The organism is Acinetobacter sp. UBA991 (assembly GCF_002292065.1).
Classification (GTDB): domain Bacteria; phylum Pseudomonadota; class Gammaproteobacteria; order Pseudomonadales; family Moraxellaceae; genus Acinetobacter; species Acinetobacter higginsii.
In genome coordinates, this window is record NZ_DBBF01000027.1 from 345808 (window position 1) to 363864 (window position 18057).

Genomic DNA, 18057 nt, shown 5'->3' on the forward strand with positions numbered 1-18057 from the left:
TTTTGGATATAAGAAAATGAATAAACCGAACCAAGATGAGTGGAAGTTTGCGCCAAAAACAGCTTGGCTGATTTTTGCTGCCATGATTTTTGGTAATTTCATGGCAATTCTGGATATTCAAATTGTTGCAAGTTCTTTGAATGAAGTGCAGGCAGGCATGAGTGCCAGTCGTTACGAAGTGACATGGGTGCAAACGGTCTATTTGATTGCTGAAATTATTGCAATTCCAATGTCCAGTATTGTCTCTCGGGTGCTCTCGACTCGAATTTATTACACCATTTGTGCGATCGGATTCACGATTAGTTCTTTGCTGTGTGCTTTGGCATGGAATCTGGAAAGCCTGTTGGTATTTCGCGCCATTCAGGGTTTTATGGGCGGCGGCATGATTCCTACCTCAATGACGGCGTTATACCTGCTGTTTCCTGAAGCAAAACGTGCCTTGCCGTTGGTGATGTTTGGCATGATCAGTACTTTAGGTCCAGCCATTGGCCCAACCATTGGTGGTTGGTTGACCAATAATTTCTCATGGCACTGGATGTTCCTGATTAACATCATCCCCGGTATTTTGATTGCGACAATTATTTACTCTGGACCAAATATAGACCGCGCCAATTATTCACTGATCAAAAGTATGGACTGGTTCAGTTTGATTGGTATGGCCATGTTTTTAGGTGGTTTAGAGTATTTCTTGGATGAAGGGGCGCGGCATGATTGGCTCGCCGATACAGGTGTGCGTGTTGCATTTATCATTTGCCTGATTGGTGGCATGATCTTCTTCTCACGCAGTTTTACCCAGCCTAAACCTTTGCTGGATCTGAGTGTATTTAAGAACAAAAACTTCACTTTAAGCTGCATCATTACTTTTGTGATTGGTATGGCCTTATATGGCTTGGGCTATATGATTCCTGTATTTCTTGGGCAAGTCCGAGAAATGAATAGCAGTCAAATCGGACATATCATGATGGTGACAGGGATTGTGATGTTCTGTTTTGCGCCTTTCCTTGCATGGTTGATTCCAAACTTTGATACCCGAAAAACCGTGTTTGTTGGCATGATTTTGGCGGGTTTTGGCGTTTGGCTCAATTCACATCTCAGTATTCACAGCGATTATGACTTTATGTTCTGGCCACAAATTTATCGTGGCATTGGTCTGATGATTTGTTTGATCGTGGTCTCGCATCTGGCAATGAGTACGCTGCCACTGGCTAAAGTTGCCGATGCAAGTGGTATTTATAACCTGATGCGCAATATTGGTGGCGCTGTTGGATTGGCATTGATCAACTCATCGCTCGATTGGCTGACTGCCGTGCATGTGACGCAATTGAATCAGTATATGAACCCACAGAACTGGATTTTCATTGAAAGATTAGACCAGTTGACAGCGCAATACCAAGAAGTGGGCAGTAATGCCCAACAAATCGCGCTCAGTGTGATCTACCGAGATATTCATTACCAAGCACTGACATCAAGTTTCAATGATTTATTACGTATGCTGGCCATCATCATGTTTGTGGCGGCTTTCTTAACCATCTTTATGGATAGGGGGAAGAAAATGGACATGTAGATATTCAATGCTAGAGGGTTGTTTCATATAACGAAAAAATAATCGGGGCATCGTATACAACAACATACCCCGTCATAAAAAGAACAGCGATATGAGTTTTTATATTTCTTTATGAGATAGGGGAACGTGCATATCCAAATTTAGAGGTTGAAGCAGATGATTAATACAACATATAAACTGATTTCAAGATTCAACAATAAAGAATCTACCTATGGTCAATATGTCGAGAAAGAACAGATCGATATTGATCGGCTAAAAGTCATGTATTCGATTTACGAGCAATATTATGAAAATACCAAGTTTTCCATCTTTGCGGATGATTTCAAAAAGAAAAGTGGTGCCATCTTAATCTTTAACTCGGAAACCGATGAAATCGTTGGTTTTTCTACTGTGGTTGTTCAGCATTTTTATCTGAATGGTAAGGACTACACGGTTCTATTTAGTGGTGACACCGTTATCCTTAGAGCATATTGGGGCACACGTACGTTGCAAAGTACCATGCTCAAACTCATGATTAAATTACGTGTCAAATATCCCTTTAACGAGCTGTATTGGTTATTAATTTCTAAAGGCTACAAAACCTATTTACTGCTTGCCAATAACTATTATGTGTATTACCCAAATATCAATGATGAGAACCAGCACCTTTCCAGTGTGATTGAACATTACTGTGAAAACTTTTTTGGTGAATATTATGACAAAGAAGCGGGATTATTGAATTTCGGCGATGACTATCAACCACTCAAAGGCGAGGTGGCGCCGATTACTGAGGAAATGAGAACAAAAAATCCCAATATTCATTTCTTTGAGCAAAAGAATCCGACATGGACGGTGGGCACTGAGTTGCCTTGTATTGGCCGCTTGGGGTGGAAAGATCTTGCACGGTTCCCAGTTAAATTAATGACTAAGCCTGCTAGCAAAGGCCGATGTGAAGCTTTGTTAAAAAGTCCTGCTATTCGCCGGGGAGTTTTACAATGAAGCATACAGAGTGGTTAACCTTAGGTTCACATCTAATTTTAAAACAATGGTGTGACGTTTCAGATCGAGATTTTAAAAAGCATGCGAACAGCTTAGAGCTGACGCAACGACAAATTTTAAACTTAATTTTGCAAAGCTCACATTTTGCCAAAAAGCACAATGTCAAAGATTATGCGCAATTTGTACAGGCTTTTCCTGCTTCGCGTTATAGTGCATGGCGGGAGAATATTCAGCGTTATCGAGACCAAGAATTACAACTCTCAAGCAGTAAACTGGTTCGTTTTCAACCGACTAGTGGTTCGAGTGAGCAAATTAAATTTATCCCTTACACCAAACTATTTTTGGATGAACTAGATCACGCGATTGCACCATGGATGGCCAGTCTCTATCGCAAATGCCCACAGTTACGTTCAGGCACTCATTATTGGTCAGTTTCATGGTTGCCAGAAAGCCAACGTGAAGTGCTAAAAGATAAAAATCTGAATGATGACAGTGCATTACTGGGCATTGGTAAGCGTATTTTATCTAAATTTACTCAAGCAGTTCCAAGTAATGTGGCTTTTGCTGCCAATGCCGATGATGCTTTATTTGCCACCATTTGCTATCTGGTTGCCAACCGAAATCTCGCCATGATTTCAGTATGGAGTCCAACCTTTGCTTTGCAACTTTTAGATCGTTTAGAGGCCATGCAGCAAGAGGTGATTGAAGTTTTAGAAACAGGTCGATGGGGAGCGCGCCAAGCTTCATTAAAAGAAGTCAAAGCGCCATTCAGTCCAGAAAGTGCAAAGTGTTTGATGGACAGTTCAAATGGTGAACACATTGATTTTAAAAGGTTATGGCCAATATTGAGTTTAGTGTCGAGTTGGGATACCGCAGGTTCCAAAGCTTGGGCAGAAAAACTAAAACAACGTCTTCCATCAGTACAATTTGAAGGTAAAGGCTTATGGGCAACCGAAGGTGTAGTCACCATTCCATATAACGATCATTATCCACTGGCTTATCAAAGTCATTTCTATGAATTTGAATATTTAGAAGGTGAAAAAACGGGACAAATCATTCCATCTTGGGAGCTGAAGATGGGGGATGTGGTCAGTCCAATTATCACATCAGGCAATGGTTTACTACGTTATTGCCTTGATGATTGCTTACGGGTGACCAGTTTTCTGGAACAAGTACCGTGTTTTGAGTTTCAAGGTCGCCGTTTTGGAGTGGATTTAGTGGGAGAGAAGCTTGCCCCAGAAACGGCACAACAGTTGCTTTCACAACTAAATGAAACCGACTCTAAAGCAATCTCGTTGTTGGCAATTGATACAGAACAGCAGGTCAAACCATTTTACTGCGTTCTGTTCGAGGGTGAGATTCATCACAGTATTGATGATGATTATATTGATCAGATTTTGCGTCAAAACTTTCATTATGAGCTGGCACGTAATCTCGGCCAGTTAGATCAGCCTCAGATTCGTCAAGCCAATAATGGTTGGAACGCCTACAAAAAGCTGGTGATGTTTGATGGCATCATCGAAGGTAATATTAAGCCTGAACCACTTAAGAAAGTTACCTTGAATAGTTTGGAACAACTATGAAGAAAGGGATGACGAAATTTAACCATCGATTTTTAAAGTCTCAATACGCGCTTTGTATGGGACTATTGTTGGCATCCAGTCTGGTGGATGCCATGACTTTAGATGATGCATTATCCGCCAGTTTAAGACATGAGAGCCAATTGGAGGTGAGTCGTTTAAGTGTCAATCAATCCACAGCAATGCTTGAACAGGCCAAACAACGTGATGGACTCAAAGTGAATTTGGTTGGACAACTTGATTATGAGCGGGTTGAAACGCCGACTAACGTCATGTTTCCAACTGAAGGAAACCGAAAAGGTCGTAGTTTGCAATTACAAATGGATTACCCTATCTACACATCAGGACGACATCGCTTGGGAATTGATGTTGCTAAAAATCAACTTTCTGCGCAGTCGCAAGGACTTTCGGATCAACGATCTGAAACGATTTTGAATACAGTCATGGTCTATACCGATGTACTGAAAAAGAAAGCGATTCTGGAGCTGAGAAAAAAAACCATGTCTAACTTACAGCGTTCGCTGTATGAGTCACAGCGACGTTTTGATGTGGGTATGATTACCCGTGCAGACTTGGCACAAGTGCTGGCTCAGGTGGCACAAGGTCAGGCCGATATTACGCAAGCCCAATCCAATCTCACGGTGAGTGAAGCACAGTTTTCACAAATTACGGGTCTAAGTGCAGATAATCTAAGCCCGGTTAAGCGTCTCCCTGAAATTTCTAACAGTCTGGATGAGATTTTGGCGCAAACCAAAAGTCATCCAGCTTTATTACGGGCCAAATATGAAAAGCAGGCAGCTGAAAAGCAATATGCCCTAACCAAGCGAGAACTATGGCCGACGGTTATGCTCACCAGTCGTGCGGGTGCGCAGCACGAAGCCAGTTATATTGGTTCCGAAAGTAATAATTACATGGTCGGAGTGCAGCTTAATGTGCCACTTTATGACGATGGCTTGAATCGCGCCAATACGCGTAAAGCACAAGCGGATGTTGATCTGGCCAACCAAAAAATTCGTAGTCTTGAACTGGATTTGAATCAACGTACACGGACCACCTATGCGCAGTTGCAGACCATCCGTCAGAACAAAGACGCACTACAAAATGCCATTGATGCCGCTTCAATTGCCTTTGTTTATACCCGTAAAGAATTTGAATTGGGCACCAAAACCACTTTTGATTTATTAAATACTGAACAAAAGTTATTGGATGTTCAAACTCAGAAAACGGTCAACGAGCAGGATGAAATTGTTTTTGTGTATCAGCTCTTAGACCAAATGGGACATCTCAATGATTTGGTGTCTACACAAAATACACAACAGGTGAATAATTAATGAAAACAAATCCACCAAATACTCAAAATAATTCGTTGCTTACCCGTGAAGCAACCTTGGCTGATGATCAAGCCTTACGTGAGCTGATTGCGGTGCCGATGACCACCAAAGGGGTGCAAATCAGTTTTCAGCGTGAACCCAGTTATTTTAAGGCTTCGGATATTCTGTATCGACATAAGCTGCATGTGGTGATTGAAGATACGCAAAGTCAGAAAAATGTCGCCTGTTATAGCAATGGTCATCGTCCATGCTATGTCGATAAAACAGTACAAAATGTACGCTATGCCAGTGATTTGCGTGTTGATCCAAACTATCGTGGTAAATCATTGGTCAAGGCTTTGGGTGTACATGTCAAACAAACCATGCATCAACCTGATTTTAGCCAGATGATCATCTTTAATGATAATTATGCTGCACGAGCGGCAATACAAACTGGAAAAACAGGAATTCCTGATTATTATGATGAAGGACTGATAGAAACACTAACGCTGACCCATCTTGGGACAAAGGCAAAAATTAAAGCCTTCTTAGATCAGAAGGCTCAAGCTGATACAGCGAACTGTGAAATTCAGTCACGTGCAGCGCAGCCAGAAGATATTACTGCTATGAATCGATTTATTGCAGAGATGTCGCAGCATTATAATTTTATCCCAGCATATAATTTTGAAGAATTACACGCAGGGCATCAGTATTTTACTGGCTTGAAGCTTTCGGATTTTCAGCTGTATTTTCAAGATGAGAAACTCGTCGGAATGTTTGGGTTATGGGATCAACATGGCCTTAAACAAACCAAAATCTTGCATTACAGTTCAGCGATTGGTGTACTACGTCCGATCTATAATTTACTGACCAAAGTCACTAAAGGCATGCCATTACCTAAACTTGGTGATTCCTTAAAATATCATGTGTTACACAGTTTATTGTGCCATCCACAGCAGTTAGCACTGCATCATTTAATGCTTGGAGATGCGCAAAAACTCTCTAAGCAACGCGGTGTAGGAATTGTCAGCTTTACCTTATCGCATCAAGATCCTCGTTTTCAGCTGAATCAGTTTTATAAAGGTGAACGATTAACAGGCATGCATGGCTTTATTAGTTTTCTGGGTGATCCACGTCCAAACTTTGATAAGAACTTGATCCCGTATTTAGAAGTTGGGCGAATTTGATTGGAGCAATAAAAAAACGCCTCAAAGTGCGTAAATGATTGGGCTTTGAGGCGTTTTTTATCTGTAAATAGATTAGGCTTTTAGTCCTTGAGCATACTCAACCAATTGATCAATCACTGTTCCCCAACCTTCAAAGAAGCCCATGTCTTCGTGTTGCTGGCGAGTTTCAGCAGTACGGTGTCTGGCAATTGCAGTATATTTGGTTGCTCCGTTACCTGCATCTTCAAGCAACAGAATCGCAGTCATAAATGGATTCTCAGCAGGTTTCCAGTCCTCAGTATAAGTATCGGTAAAGACCAGTTTTTTGCCATCAATCACTTCTAGGTAAACACCTTCATTCTTGATTTCATTGCCATCCACATCAAAGATGGTGTTGAATTTCCCACCCACTCGTAAATCAATTTCACAGGCTTTAATCGAGTGCGGGCGAGGAATAAAGAAGTGTTGGATGTGTTCAGGTGTGGTCCAGCATTCCCAGACCAGTTCACGCGGCACATCAATCACTCTTTCTAGTTTTAAATCAGTTTTTGGATCCAGTTTCATTTTCTCTTTTCCTTTTTAATTCGAGTGCATAACGATCAAATTGATTAAGTCGTTGTTCCCAGATTGCCCGTTGCTCACTTAACCAATTTTGCATGGGGGTGAATGCATCGGGTGTCAGAGCACAAGTTCTGATTCGTCCATTTTTTTCTGAATGAATAAGTCCTGCTTCTTCTAATTTATTTAAATGTTTTAGAAAAGATGGCAGGGCCATGTCATGTTGTTCAGCCAGTTCAGTGATCGATGCTGTCCCAAAAGACAGTCGCGTTAAGATATCTCTGCGCGTTGGATCACTGAGAGCACTGAATAACAAATCGAGTTTAGAATCATACTTAGCCATAAAGCTAAGTATTGCACAAAAAATATTCATCTTGCAATAAAAAACTTAGCTTTTTAGCTAAGTTTTTTATTGCTGTTTGTATAGCTCTATTCTTCCTGTTTGTTGGTTAAAATAACACCAATAAAGCTTAGGCTGCCACCCACCAGCATTGACCAGGTGATGGGTTCATTCAGAATAAGAAATGCCAGTAAGACTGCAAATACAGGTACTAAATTATTAAATACGATGGTTCGAGATGCACCAATGCTGTGAATCGCCTCGGCATACCAGACAAAAGTTAGTACAGTACCAAAGGCACCTAGAAATACAATTGATAACCCGCTACGAAGAGAAATATGCGGCAGAGAAAACTGCATAAATTCAGGCATAAGACTGATGAATAGAAATAATGTTCCCCAAAGTACTGAATACGTGGTCATGGTTAAAGCGGGTGCACGGGTCTGCTTAAAGCAGATTGTGTAAATGACCCAACTGAAGACCGCGCCACACATCATCATTTCACCCGCGCCAAAAGATTGAGTGAATGCAGCAAAAAATTCACCTTTACTCACGACGATGAGTGTGCCGATTAAAGCAAGACATACACCTAAATAATTTATTCTCCGAAGCCTTTCCTGAAAGAAAATCCGCATTGCCAAGATGGTTAAAATAGGGGATAAACTCACAAACAGTGCAGTTCTGCCTGCTTCAATTCTGGATAGAGCAGCAAAGAAAAATAAATTATAAGCAAGTACACCGGTCAATCCCATCAAGATGGCATAGACATGCTGTTGTACAGAAAGATTGGGAAATCCTCCTGTACTTTTCAACAAGATCAAGACCAGTAAGATCGCAGCAAAGCCAAAGCGTAATAATGCAGATAAGTTCGGAGAGAGTTCCGCAGCAACAATGCGTCCTGCGATGAAGGTACCACCCCACATCATGGCAACACAGATCAGCTTAAAATAAACAGTGGAGCTCGAAAGAGAAATGGCTAAATGACGCATGCAATTTTTAATCAATATAGAATTGAATCAAATCCTAAAACTAATTTATTTTTATAGTAAAATGAGCTTTTACTCATGAATGCATCATGATGACCCTAACCCAACTCGAAATATTTTCAAAACTCGCGGAACTAAAAAATTTTACCCATACTGCACAACTACTGAATATTTCACAGTCAGCGATTTCGCATGCACTTAAATCGTTGGAAAAGAAATGGGAAACCCAACTGTTTTATCGAAATAACAATGAAGTCGAACTGACAGCTGCAGGACAACGCTTACTGCCTTATGTAAATGAAATCTTGAATGTTTCTAACATTATTCATCAAGAAGTAATGGATCTAAAGGGTCTAAAAGCGGGAACTTTAAGGATTGGGTCTTTTGGTGCATCATCTTCCAATGTGCTGATTCCAATGATTTTAAAACAATTTACGCAGCAATATCCTGATGTTGAGGTGTTGATGCTAGAAGGAACTGATAAAAAAGTATTGCAATGGATAGATGAACGCAAAGTTGATCTTGGCTTTGTGGTGCTGCCTGAAACCCGCTTTGATAGCTTTGCTTTGTTGGAGGATATCTTTGTTGCTTTATTGTCTAAGGATTTAGAGATTGCACAAAAGCCAGCAGTGCAATTGCAAGAGCTGATTGATCATCCTTTTATCCTGACCAGTGCGGGCAGTCAAAACCATGTCATGGAACTTTTTAAGGCTGCGCAACTCACGCCTCAGATTAAGTATAACTTGTCGCAAATCCTGTCGATTTTAAATATGGTCAATCACGGTGCTGGCGTTTCAATTGTGGCGGATTTAGCCCTAGACAAAAATATTCTTCAGCTATATCCCAATGTGGTAAAGCGGCCATTATCTCCCAATACCAAACGTTCAATAGGACTCGCGGTCAAAAACAAGCAACAGATGACACCGATTGCAAAAGCCTTTGTTGAGATTGCCATGCAGCTCTAAGTTTAGGTCAATATGGCAAAACCTGTTTAATTGTTCATAAAAAGGCTAGAAAAACAGACAAAAGTTATCAATTACACAAAATACTTCTATAATAGCGCCCATCAATACTAAGGTCAGTGTTTAGATAGAGTCATAAGACGACCTTAGCCACAGTTTTTTAAGTCCATTTGTGATCCACGATTCGGCTTATAGATTAATATTTTCAATCTTATGTACTTGCAACACATAAGAATATTTAGGTGCTCGCATGGAAATCAAGGTTAATTATCTCGACAATCTTCGCCAAGAAGCGAAGTTTGATGACTTTACGGTAATCGCCGATCAGCCGATTCGTTATAAAGGCGATGGTTCTGCACCAGGTCCATTTGATTATTTCCTTGCTTCATCTGCGTTATGTGCAGCTTACTTTGTCAAAGTGTATTGTGCTGCGCGTGATATTCCAACGGACAACATTCGTTTATCGCAGAACAATATTGTTGATCCTGAAAATCGTTATAAACAAATTTTTAAAATTCAGGTTGAATTACCAGCTGATATTTCTGAAAAAGACCGTCAAGGTATCTTGCGTTCAATCGATCGCTGTACGGTTAAGAAAGTGATTCAAACCGGACCAGAATTTATCATTGAAGAAGTTGAAAGCATTGATGCAGATGCACAAGCCTTATTGATGCCAAGCCTTGCCTCTGAAAGCAGCACCTATATTGCGGGTAAAGACCTGCCATTAGAAGAGACCATTGCCAATATGTCAGGGATTTTGGCAGGTCTAGGCATGAAGATTGAAATCGCATCTTGGCGCAATATCGTACCAAATGTCTGGTCCTTGCATATCCGAGATGCACAATCACCAATGTGCTTTACCAATGGTAAAGGCTCAACCAAAGAAAGTGCTTTGGCATCGGCTTTAGGTGAGTTCATTGAACGTTTAAACTGTAACTTCTTCTATAACGACCAGTTCTGGGGTGAGGACATTGCCAATGCAGAATTTGTGCATTATCCAGATGAGAAGTGGTTTAAACCGGGTCCAAATGGCGAATTACCAAAAGAAATTTTGGATGAATATTGTCTCGAAATTTATAACCCAGATGATGAGTTACTCGGTACGCATTTATATGATACCAACTCAGGGAATACGGAACGTGGTATTTGTTCATTGCCATTTGTACGCCAATCAGATGATGAAATTGTCTATTTCCCATCAAACCTGATTGAGAACTTATATCTCAGTAATGGGATGAGTGCGGGCAATACCTTGGCAGAAGCTCAAGTTCAATGTCTCTCTGAAATTTTTGAACGTGCGGTTAAACGTGAAATTCTGGAAGGTGAAATTGCATTACCCGATGTGCCGCATGAAGTATTGGCCAAATACCCAAGTATTGTGGCAGGCATCCAAGGCTTGGAAGAGCAAGGCTTTCCAGTTCTCGTCAAAGATGCATCATTAGGCGGTCAATTCCCTGTGATGTGTGTGACTTTAATGAACCCACGTACAGGCGGTGTATTTGCGTCATTTGGTGCGCACCCAAGCTTGGAAGTGGCATTAGAGCGTAGTTTGACTGAATTGTTGCAAGGCCGTAGTTTTGAAGGTTTGAACGATTTACCGCAACCGACATTCCAAAGCAATGCAGTCACTGAACCAAACAACTTCGTTGAACACTTTATTGATTCAAGCGGCTTGGTCTCTTGGCGTTTCTTTAGTGCCAAATCGGATTATGACTTTGTCGAGTGGGACTTCACCAATGAAGGTGAGAATTCAAATGCTGAAGAAGCAGCAGAATTGTTCGGCATCCTTGAAGAAATGGGCAAAGAAGTCTACATGGCGGTGTATGAGCACTTAGGCGCAACCGCATGTCGTATCTTGGTGCCTGATTATTCTGAAATTTATTTGGTAGAAGACCTAATTTGGGACAATACCAATAGAGCCATCTTATTCCGTGAAGACATTCTCAATCTACATCGTTTAGATGACGAACAATTGGAAGCCTTGGTTGAGCGTTTAGAAGAATGCGAACTGGATGATTACACCGAAATCACCACCTTGATCGGGATTGAGTTTGATGACAATACGGTATGGGGTCAGCTAACTCTGCTTGAGTTAAAATTGTTGATCTATCTTGCTTTAGAGCAGTTTGAAGAAGCGAAAGAGTTGGTTGAGACTTTCTTGCAATACAATACCAACACGGTAGAACGTGGTTTGTTCTATCAATGCATGAATGTGGTGTTGGAAGTCTTACTCGATGATGAAATGGAGCTTGAAGACTACGAAACCAATTTCCGCCGTATGTTTGGCAATGAGCGTATGGATGCTGTGGTCGGTTCTGTTGAAGGTACAGTCCGTTTCTATGGTCTCACCCCAACCAGTATGAAACTCGAAGGGCTTGATCGTCATTTACGTCTCATCGACAGCTATAAGAAATTGCATAAAGCCCGTGCTAAGGCAGTTGGCTTAACTGGCTAAAACTCAATAAATATTGTTTTAAAAAGTGCATGTTGATCATGCACTTTTTTTTATTTAGAACCCATAAAATTTTGTTTTTGAGTCACTCAAAATTTTAATCAATTGATGGCTTGACCTTGCAATTATTGGAAGGACTACAGTGTCTTTCATAAAGGTCACTGTGCCACATAAGATAGAAACGCTGATCTATTGACGGTGTTACTGCCTTTATTTTCATCCATATAGCACGCCAATCACATCTGAAATGAATGTGATGCTGCTGAATAGCAAGGAAACAATAATGAGTGAACAACAATTGGCAATAACGCCTAACGAAAATGATGCAAGTGATATTTATAGCCTCTCTACGCGTGCTTATATGGAACTAAGGAGCCGTATGCATGCTGATATGCAAATCAATTACACAGGCAATGCCGACATCGATTTTATGCGTGGAATGATTCCACATCATCAAGTGGTCATAGATATGGCCAAGGTTGCCTTGAAATATTGTTATGATTCAGAAGTTCGCATGTTGGCAAAAAATATTATTTTGGCTCAAGATATTGAAATTAAAGTGATCAATGCTTGGTTACAACGGCATTTATTATAAAGCTTTCGATCTTATTCTTGATTTGATAGTTCCATCAATAAAAGGCTGAATCAAAACAGCCTTTTATTGATTACAGCTTTTCGTAATTAGATAGAAAGGTAGCGATTATGCCGAAGATAACCGTGCTTCCACATGAAAAAGTCTGTCCAGAAGGCAGTATTCTAGACATTAAAACGGGTGCAAATCTATGTAGAACTTTACTCGATCATGGGATTGAAATTGAACATGCCTGTGATCTTTCAGGAGCTTGTACCACCTGCCATGTCATTATTCGAAAAGGCTTTGAAAGTTTGCAGGAAATGGATGATGTTGAGGCTGACTTGCTTGATCGTGCTTGGGGTTTGTGCCCAGAATCACGACTGTCTTGTCAGGTGAATATTCAGGATCAGCCTTTAGAAATAGAAATCCCTAAATATACGATCAATTATGTTTCCGAAAAGAAGGAATGATCACATAAAATATTGTTGATTTTAATGTGTAAAAGACTTGACCTTACCATTATGGCAACCTTTATAGTGTGTTTATCTTCTTAAATAACTGAATGGAGTTTTACGATGGAATTTCATGTCGAAAATATGACCTGTGGTGGCTGTGCGCGTGGTGTAACCCGTGCGATTCAAGCGGTAGATGCCAATGCAAAAGTGATTACTGATCCGCCTAACCGCAGTGTTAAAGTTGAAACCACAGCCTCACAGCAACAAGTAGTCGAGGCTTTATCAGAAGCAGGTTTTCCACCACGTTAATCTGTTCCTGAATAAAAAGCGGCTTAAATAGCCGCTTTTTTGTATCAATGGAATGGATAAAAAATAAAAGGCGATCATAAGATCGCCTTTTATGCTGTACTACTTACGCCCAGTGAGTGGGGACAGCGAGAGCAAATCATTATGATGATGGATGTCCTTCATTTCATGACTTGGCTCTTTTAAGCCTTCCAGAATCGGACACTCGGGGCGATTGTCACCCGCACAGCAATCAACCAAGTTCTGGAGTGTTTGCGCCATTTGCTGCAGGTCTTGGATACGCTGTTCTAGCTTATGGATATGTGCCTGAGCCAATTGTTTGACGTCGGCACTTTGTCGATTGCGATTATTCCATAAATCCAGTAAATCAGTGATTTCAGTAACCGAAAAACCCAATTCACGACTACGTTTGATAAATTTCAATCGTTCCACATCATTCTCTGAATAAGAGCGGTAACCTGCATTGCTGCGTCCTGCCGCAGGAATTAAACCAATTTGCTCGTAATAACGAATCATCTTGGCAGTCACACCTGAAGCTTGAGAAACTTTACCTATATTCATAAGATCCTCCATTAGTCTTTATGCACAGACGGCGGTTGGAAACGACGTAAACGTAGCGCATTACCAAGCACAAACACACTTGAAAGTGCCATCGCACCCGCAGCAAAAATCGGCGACATCAAGATGCCATAAGCAGGGTATAACACACCCGCAGCCACTGGAATCAATAGAGTGTTGTAGGCAAAGGCCCAGAACAAGTTTTGGTGAATATTACCAATGGTTGCCTTAGACAAGGCAATTGCATTGGCCACACCTTGCAAGTTCCCAGACATCAACACCACATCCGCAGATTCAATCGCCACATCAGTCCCTGTGCCAATTGCAAGGCCGACATCTGCTTGAGCCAATGCTGGAGCATCATTGATCCCATCACCGACAAAGGCAATATTGCCATATTTTGCTTTCAGTTCCTGCACGGCATTGACTTTACCTTCAGGTAGCACTTCGGCAATCACTTCATCAATTCCAAGTTGTTTGGCAATGGCATGTGCGGTACGAGCATTGTCACCGGTAATCATTGCCACTTTTAAACCCAGTTGATGTAAGGCTTGAATGGCAGCAGGTGTCGTATTTTTGATTGGATCAGCAACCGCAATAATCCCTGCCAAAGCACCATCAATTGCCACATAAAGTGGAGATTTTCCTTCATCGCCCAAACGCTGTGCTGTATGGGAAAATGGAGTGATATCCAGACCAAGTTGAATCATATAGCGATCTGCACCGATATAGATATTCTGGTGTTCATTTACAGTGGCATTGACACCCATGCCTGTGACTGAATCAAATCGATCAACTTTAGGCAGGGTCAGACCTTGATTTTTTGCGGCATCGACAATCGCTTTGGCAATTGGATGTTCAGAAAGCGACTCCACTGCGGCAACGAGGCTGAGTACATCATTAGGTTCAAAGGTGGATGTCACCTCAAAATCAGTCAGTACTGGATGACCTTCGGTCAAGGTCCCGGTTTTATCAACGGCAACCACTTGAGCATCTTTTAACAGCTGTAGTGCTTCACCTTTGCGGAACAGGACACCAAGTTCCGCACCACGTCCAGTACCAACCATAATCGAGGTGGGGGTTGCTAGACCCATGGCACATGGACAGGCAATAATCAGGACCGCAACTGCATTGACCAGTGCAAAAGTTAAAGCAGGTGATGGACCGAAAACTAACCATACGAGGAAAGTAAGTAGTGCTGCAAGCATGACCGCAGGCACAAACCATAGAGTCACTTTATCAACCACCGCTTGAATCGGCATTTTAGAGCCTTGCGCTTGCTCGACCAGACGGATAATTTGCGCCAACATGGTGTTGCCACCGACAGCGACGGCTTTAAAACTTAAAGTTCCGTTCTGGTTAATGGTTCCACCCACCACTTGGCTGCCAATGTTTTTCTCAACAGGAATCGGTTCACCTGTGATCATCGATTCATCGACAAAGCTTTGTCCTTCAATGACTTCACCATCGACAGGGATTCTTTCACCTGGTTTTACAATGACAAAATCACCTGCAATTACTTGCTCGATTGGAATATCGATTATCTGATTATCTCGAGAAACATGGGCAACTTTTGCCTGTAAACTGACTAAGCGTTGAATGGCTTCAGAGGTACGTCCTTTGGCTTTCGCCTCAAGAAAACGACCGAGTAGAATTAAGGCCACAATCACAGCGGCTGCTTCGTAATAAACATTCACCGTGCCAGCAGGCAATAACTTTGGTGTAAAGGTTGCAACTAGTGAAAATAGATAAGCCGCCAGTGTACCGACGGCAACCAAAGAGTTCATATCGGGTGCTAAACGAACTAAAGCGGGAAGACCTTTGAGATAAAAACGACGCCCTGGGATAATCAGCACTAAGGTGGTTAAAACGAATTGTAGGTACCAACTATTTTGCATGCCAATGCTTTGTTCAATCAGATGATGAACACCTGGAATCAAGTGTGAGCCCATTTCCAAGATAAACACAGGTAAGGCTAAAATAGTGGCAATAATCAGGTCACGTTTGAGTTCAGCACGTTCATGATCTTTTTTCTCAAGTTGTTCACTTTGGTCTGGAATGGATGCCTGAATCTCTTTGGCATCGTAACCTGCCTTATCAATCGCTGCGATTAAGCTTTCGACCTTAGCCGTACCCGTTACCGTGGCACGTTCAGTTGCCAAATTGACGTTGGCCGTTTTTACACCGTTAACCGCATTCAATGCTTTTTCAACACGACTAACACATGAAGCGCAGGTCATGCCTTCAATCGACAATTCAACCTTATTTGCAGGGACGTCATAGCCTGTTTGTTCTATGGCTTGAATCAGCACTTGTTGGTCTACGGGCTTAGCAAGGGTGATATCTGCACGTTCTGTGGCTAGATTCACTGATGCAGATTGAACGCCGTCAACTTTTTTGAGTGCTGCTTCAACGCGTCCAACACAACTGGCGCAAGTCATGCCCTCGACTTGAAGGCTGACATTCATATTATTAGACGATGTTTTTGTTTGCGTTTCCATAAGTTATACCTATAGAGATAATCCGATTGCTTTCAGCATAGACCTTAACATTATGGGAAGGTCAAGCGGATTTATCAAATTTTAGGATTTTATGCAAACGGATTTGGGGTAGGCTCATGGATTGTCCTTTATTTCATTCAAGGACAATCCAAATGTAGAATGGTTTAATGAGGGAATTTAAACAGCTATTTTTTTGTCTTGATCGTCTATTTCAGCTTGTGACTGTGCCGATTTTTGTACTTGAGTATAATTTTCCAGATCGAAGCGACGGGTGCGCTGACGATATTCCAATGTGAAGCCTGGCCAATTATTGGTATTTTTCCCTGTCGCAGTTTGATACCAACTGGTGCAGCCTTGAGACCACATAGTTGACTTCATGCGCTCCTGAATTTCTTGATTAAACTGTACTTGAATTTCAGCTTTCAGATCGGTGAAGGATAAATTGTTTTGGATATGGGCTTGAAGTGCATCTAGGATGTAATTCACTTGGCTTTCAATCATGTAGACGATTGAGTTATGCCCAAGATTGGTATTTGGGCCATACAGCATAAAGAAATTAGGGAAGCTGCTTACGGTTAAGCCTAAATACGCTTCTGCGCCATCGACCCATTGGTCTTTTAATTTTTTGCCATTCAGTCCTGTAATTTGCATGGGTGCCATAAACTCAGTTGCCTCAAACCCTGTTCCATAAATAATGGTATCGATTTCGCGATGTTTGCCATCTTTATCGACAATACCAGTTTCAGTAACTTCCTGAATCGCGCTATTGATGACATCGACATTTGCACGAACCAGACTACGGTACCAATGATTGGAAATCAAAATACGTTTGCAGCCAATCGGGTAGTCGGGCATCAGACGGTGGCGGAAATGTGGGTCTTTGATTTCCTCACGAATATGCCGCTGAAAAATATATTCGGCTAAAGGAATTTCATTCAGTGTGGCGGTAAAGCTCTTGAGGCGAATTTCGTTATAACTATATTGAAAGACACGATCCAGACTTTGCAAAATTGGAAGTTTTTGAAATGCTTTTCGTTCCAATGTTGAATAAATACGGTCTGGTTTTGGGATGACATAGGGTGCGGAACGTTGATAGATATCTAAATGCGCTACTTGCTTTGCGATCTCTGGGACAAATTGAATCGCACTGGCACCGGTACCAATCACAGCCACACGTTTATTATTTAAGTCGTAGTCATGCTCCCAGCGTGCAGAATGGAAAGCTTTTCCTTTGAAACGATCCAGACCTTTAATTTTCGGGTATGCAGGGCGGTTGAGCTGACCCACCGCAGCAATTAAAAATTCTGCCTCAAATTTTTCCCCAGTTACACTCTGAATCTGCCAAAGGCCTTGAGTGGCATCAAAATCAGCGCTGGCAATCTCAGTATTAAACTGGATATGCGGATAAAGCTGATATTTCTCGGTGCAGTGCTTTAAGTACTGATGAATTTCCTGCGATGAACCATAGCGGTTTTTCCAGCCAAGATCTTGTTCAAAAGAAAATGAATATAAGTGAGACGGAACATCACAAGCAGCACCTGGATAGGTATTGTCACGCCAGACACCACCGACATCATTGGCTTTTTCAAATAAAGTAAATTGTTCAAATCCAGCACGTTTGAGCTGAATGGCTAGCCCTAATCCACCAAATCCAGTTCCAATAATGGCGATACGAATATTTTTATTTGAAGATAATTGTTGTTTAAACATAACGGACTCAAGTGAAAAGTATCATGTATTGCTTGCAGAATAATCGTTTCATGCATT

At 41.5% G+C, this 18057-nt stretch carries 16 protein-coding genes; 10 read left to right on the plus strand and 6 right to left on the minus strand.

Going from position 1 to position 18057, the window contains the following annotated elements; all coding sequences use genetic code 11:
- Nucleotides 1–16: 16 nt before the first annotated feature.
- The 5 genes from B2727_RS12485 to B2727_RS12505 all read left to right on the plus strand — a co-directional run bounded on the left by B2727_RS12485 (nt 17) and on the right by B2727_RS12505 (nt 6619).
- A complete protein-coding gene (locus B2727_RS12485) occupies nt 17–1564 on the plus strand; it encodes a DHA2 family efflux MFS transporter permease subunit (RefSeq protein ID WP_005203801.1) in 1548 nt (515 codons plus the stop codon).
- A gap of 156 nt (nt 1565–1720) precedes the next feature.
- Nucleotides 1721–2542 (plus strand): hypothetical protein, encoded by an 822-nt coding sequence (locus B2727_RS12490; RefSeq protein WP_033132849.1) that lies wholly within the window; start codon nt 1721–1723, stop codon nt 2540–2542.
- Nucleotides 2539–4125: a GH3 family domain-containing protein gene (locus B2727_RS12495; protein ID WP_033132848.1), complete on the plus strand. Its 1587-nt coding sequence runs from the start codon at nt 2539–2541 to the stop codon at nt 4123–4125. The genes B2727_RS12490 and B2727_RS12495 overlap by 4 nt, the downstream gene beginning before the upstream one ends.
- On the plus strand, nt 4122–5453 hold the full coding sequence (locus B2727_RS12500; RefSeq protein WP_005203796.1) for a TolC family protein: 1332 nt from the start codon (nt 4122–4124) through the stop codon (nt 5451–5453). The genes B2727_RS12495 and B2727_RS12500 overlap by 4 nt, the downstream gene beginning before the upstream one ends.
- Complete coding sequence (locus B2727_RS12505; protein WP_005203790.1) at nt 5453–6619, plus strand: hypothetical protein; 1167 nt, start codon at nt 5453–5455, stop codon at nt 6617–6619. The genes B2727_RS12500 and B2727_RS12505 overlap by 1 nt, the downstream gene beginning before the upstream one ends.
- 72 nt (nt 6620–6691) lie before the next feature.
- Here the strand turns inward: B2727_RS12505 and B2727_RS12510 are convergent, their stop codons facing one another.
- From B2727_RS12510 to B2727_RS12520, 3 genes are all read right to left on the minus strand, one after another.
- On the minus strand, nt 6692–7162 hold the full coding sequence (locus B2727_RS12510; protein WP_005188300.1) for an SRPBCC family protein: 471 nt from the start codon (nt 7160–7162) through the stop codon (nt 6692–6694).
- Nucleotides 7140–7499, minus strand: a complete 360-nt coding sequence (locus B2727_RS12515; protein ID WP_004653570.1) for an ArsR/SmtB family transcription factor — start codon at nt 7497–7499, stop codon at nt 7140–7142. The genes B2727_RS12510 and B2727_RS12515 overlap by 23 nt, the downstream gene beginning before the upstream one ends.
- An 86-nt stretch (nt 7500–7585) precedes the next feature.
- A complete protein-coding gene (locus B2727_RS12520) occupies nt 7586–8485 on the minus strand; it encodes a DMT family transporter (protein WP_033132847.1) in 900 nt (299 codons plus the stop codon).
- A gap of 89 nt (nt 8486–8574) precedes the next feature.
- Between B2727_RS12520 and B2727_RS12525 the strand changes: the two genes are divergently transcribed.
- From B2727_RS12525 to B2727_RS12545, 5 genes are all read left to right on the plus strand, one after another.
- Nucleotides 8575–9447, plus strand: coding sequence for a LysR family transcriptional regulator (locus tag B2727_RS12525; RefSeq protein ID WP_033132900.1), 873 nt, complete (start codon nt 8575–8577; stop codon nt 9445–9447).
- Nucleotides 9448–9694: 247 nt separating this feature from the next.
- A complete protein-coding gene (locus tag B2727_RS12530) occupies nt 9695–11899 on the plus strand; it encodes an OsmC domain/YcaO domain-containing protein (protein WP_033132846.1) in 2205 nt (734 codons plus the stop codon).
- Nucleotides 11900–12179: 280 nt separating this feature from the next.
- Nucleotides 12180–12491 carry a CopM family metallochaperone gene (gene copM / locus B2727_RS12535; RefSeq protein WP_005188315.1) on the plus strand — a complete coding sequence of 104 codons (312 nt, stop codon included), beginning with the start codon at nt 12180–12182 and terminating at the stop codon, nt 12489–12491.
- 107 nt (nt 12492–12598) lie between these two features.
- The gene (gene fdx, locus B2727_RS12540; RefSeq protein ID WP_005188318.1) at nt 12599–12940 is read left to right on the plus strand and encodes an ISC system 2Fe-2S type ferredoxin; all 342 of its coding nucleotides are present in this window, start codon (nt 12599–12601) and stop codon (nt 12938–12940) included.
- A 105-nt stretch (nt 12941–13045) separates the two neighbouring features.
- Nucleotides 13046–13234, plus strand: coding sequence for a heavy-metal-associated domain-containing protein (locus tag B2727_RS12545; RefSeq protein ID WP_004653564.1), 189 nt, complete (start codon nt 13046–13048; stop codon nt 13232–13234).
- A gap of 99 nt (nt 13235–13333) precedes the next feature.
- Here B2727_RS12545 and cueR read toward each other — a convergent pair whose 3' ends face one another.
- From cueR to B2727_RS12560, 3 genes are all read right to left on the minus strand, one after another.
- Nucleotides 13334–13792: a Cu(I)-responsive transcriptional regulator gene (cueR, locus tag B2727_RS12550; protein ID WP_005203779.1), complete on the minus strand. Its 459-nt coding sequence runs from the start codon at nt 13790–13792 to the stop codon at nt 13334–13336.
- 11 nt (nt 13793–13803) lie between these two features.
- On the minus strand, nt 13804–16290 hold the full coding sequence (locus tag B2727_RS12555) for a heavy metal translocating P-type ATPase (RefSeq protein WP_033132845.1): 2487 nt from the start codon (nt 16288–16290) through the stop codon (nt 13804–13806).
- 177 nt (nt 16291–16467) lie between these two features.
- Entirely contained in the window at nt 16468–18000 is a 1533-nt protein-coding gene (locus tag B2727_RS12560; protein ID WP_033132844.1) for a flavin-containing monooxygenase, read from the minus strand.
- Between the last annotated feature and the right edge of the window lie 57 nt (nt 18001–18057).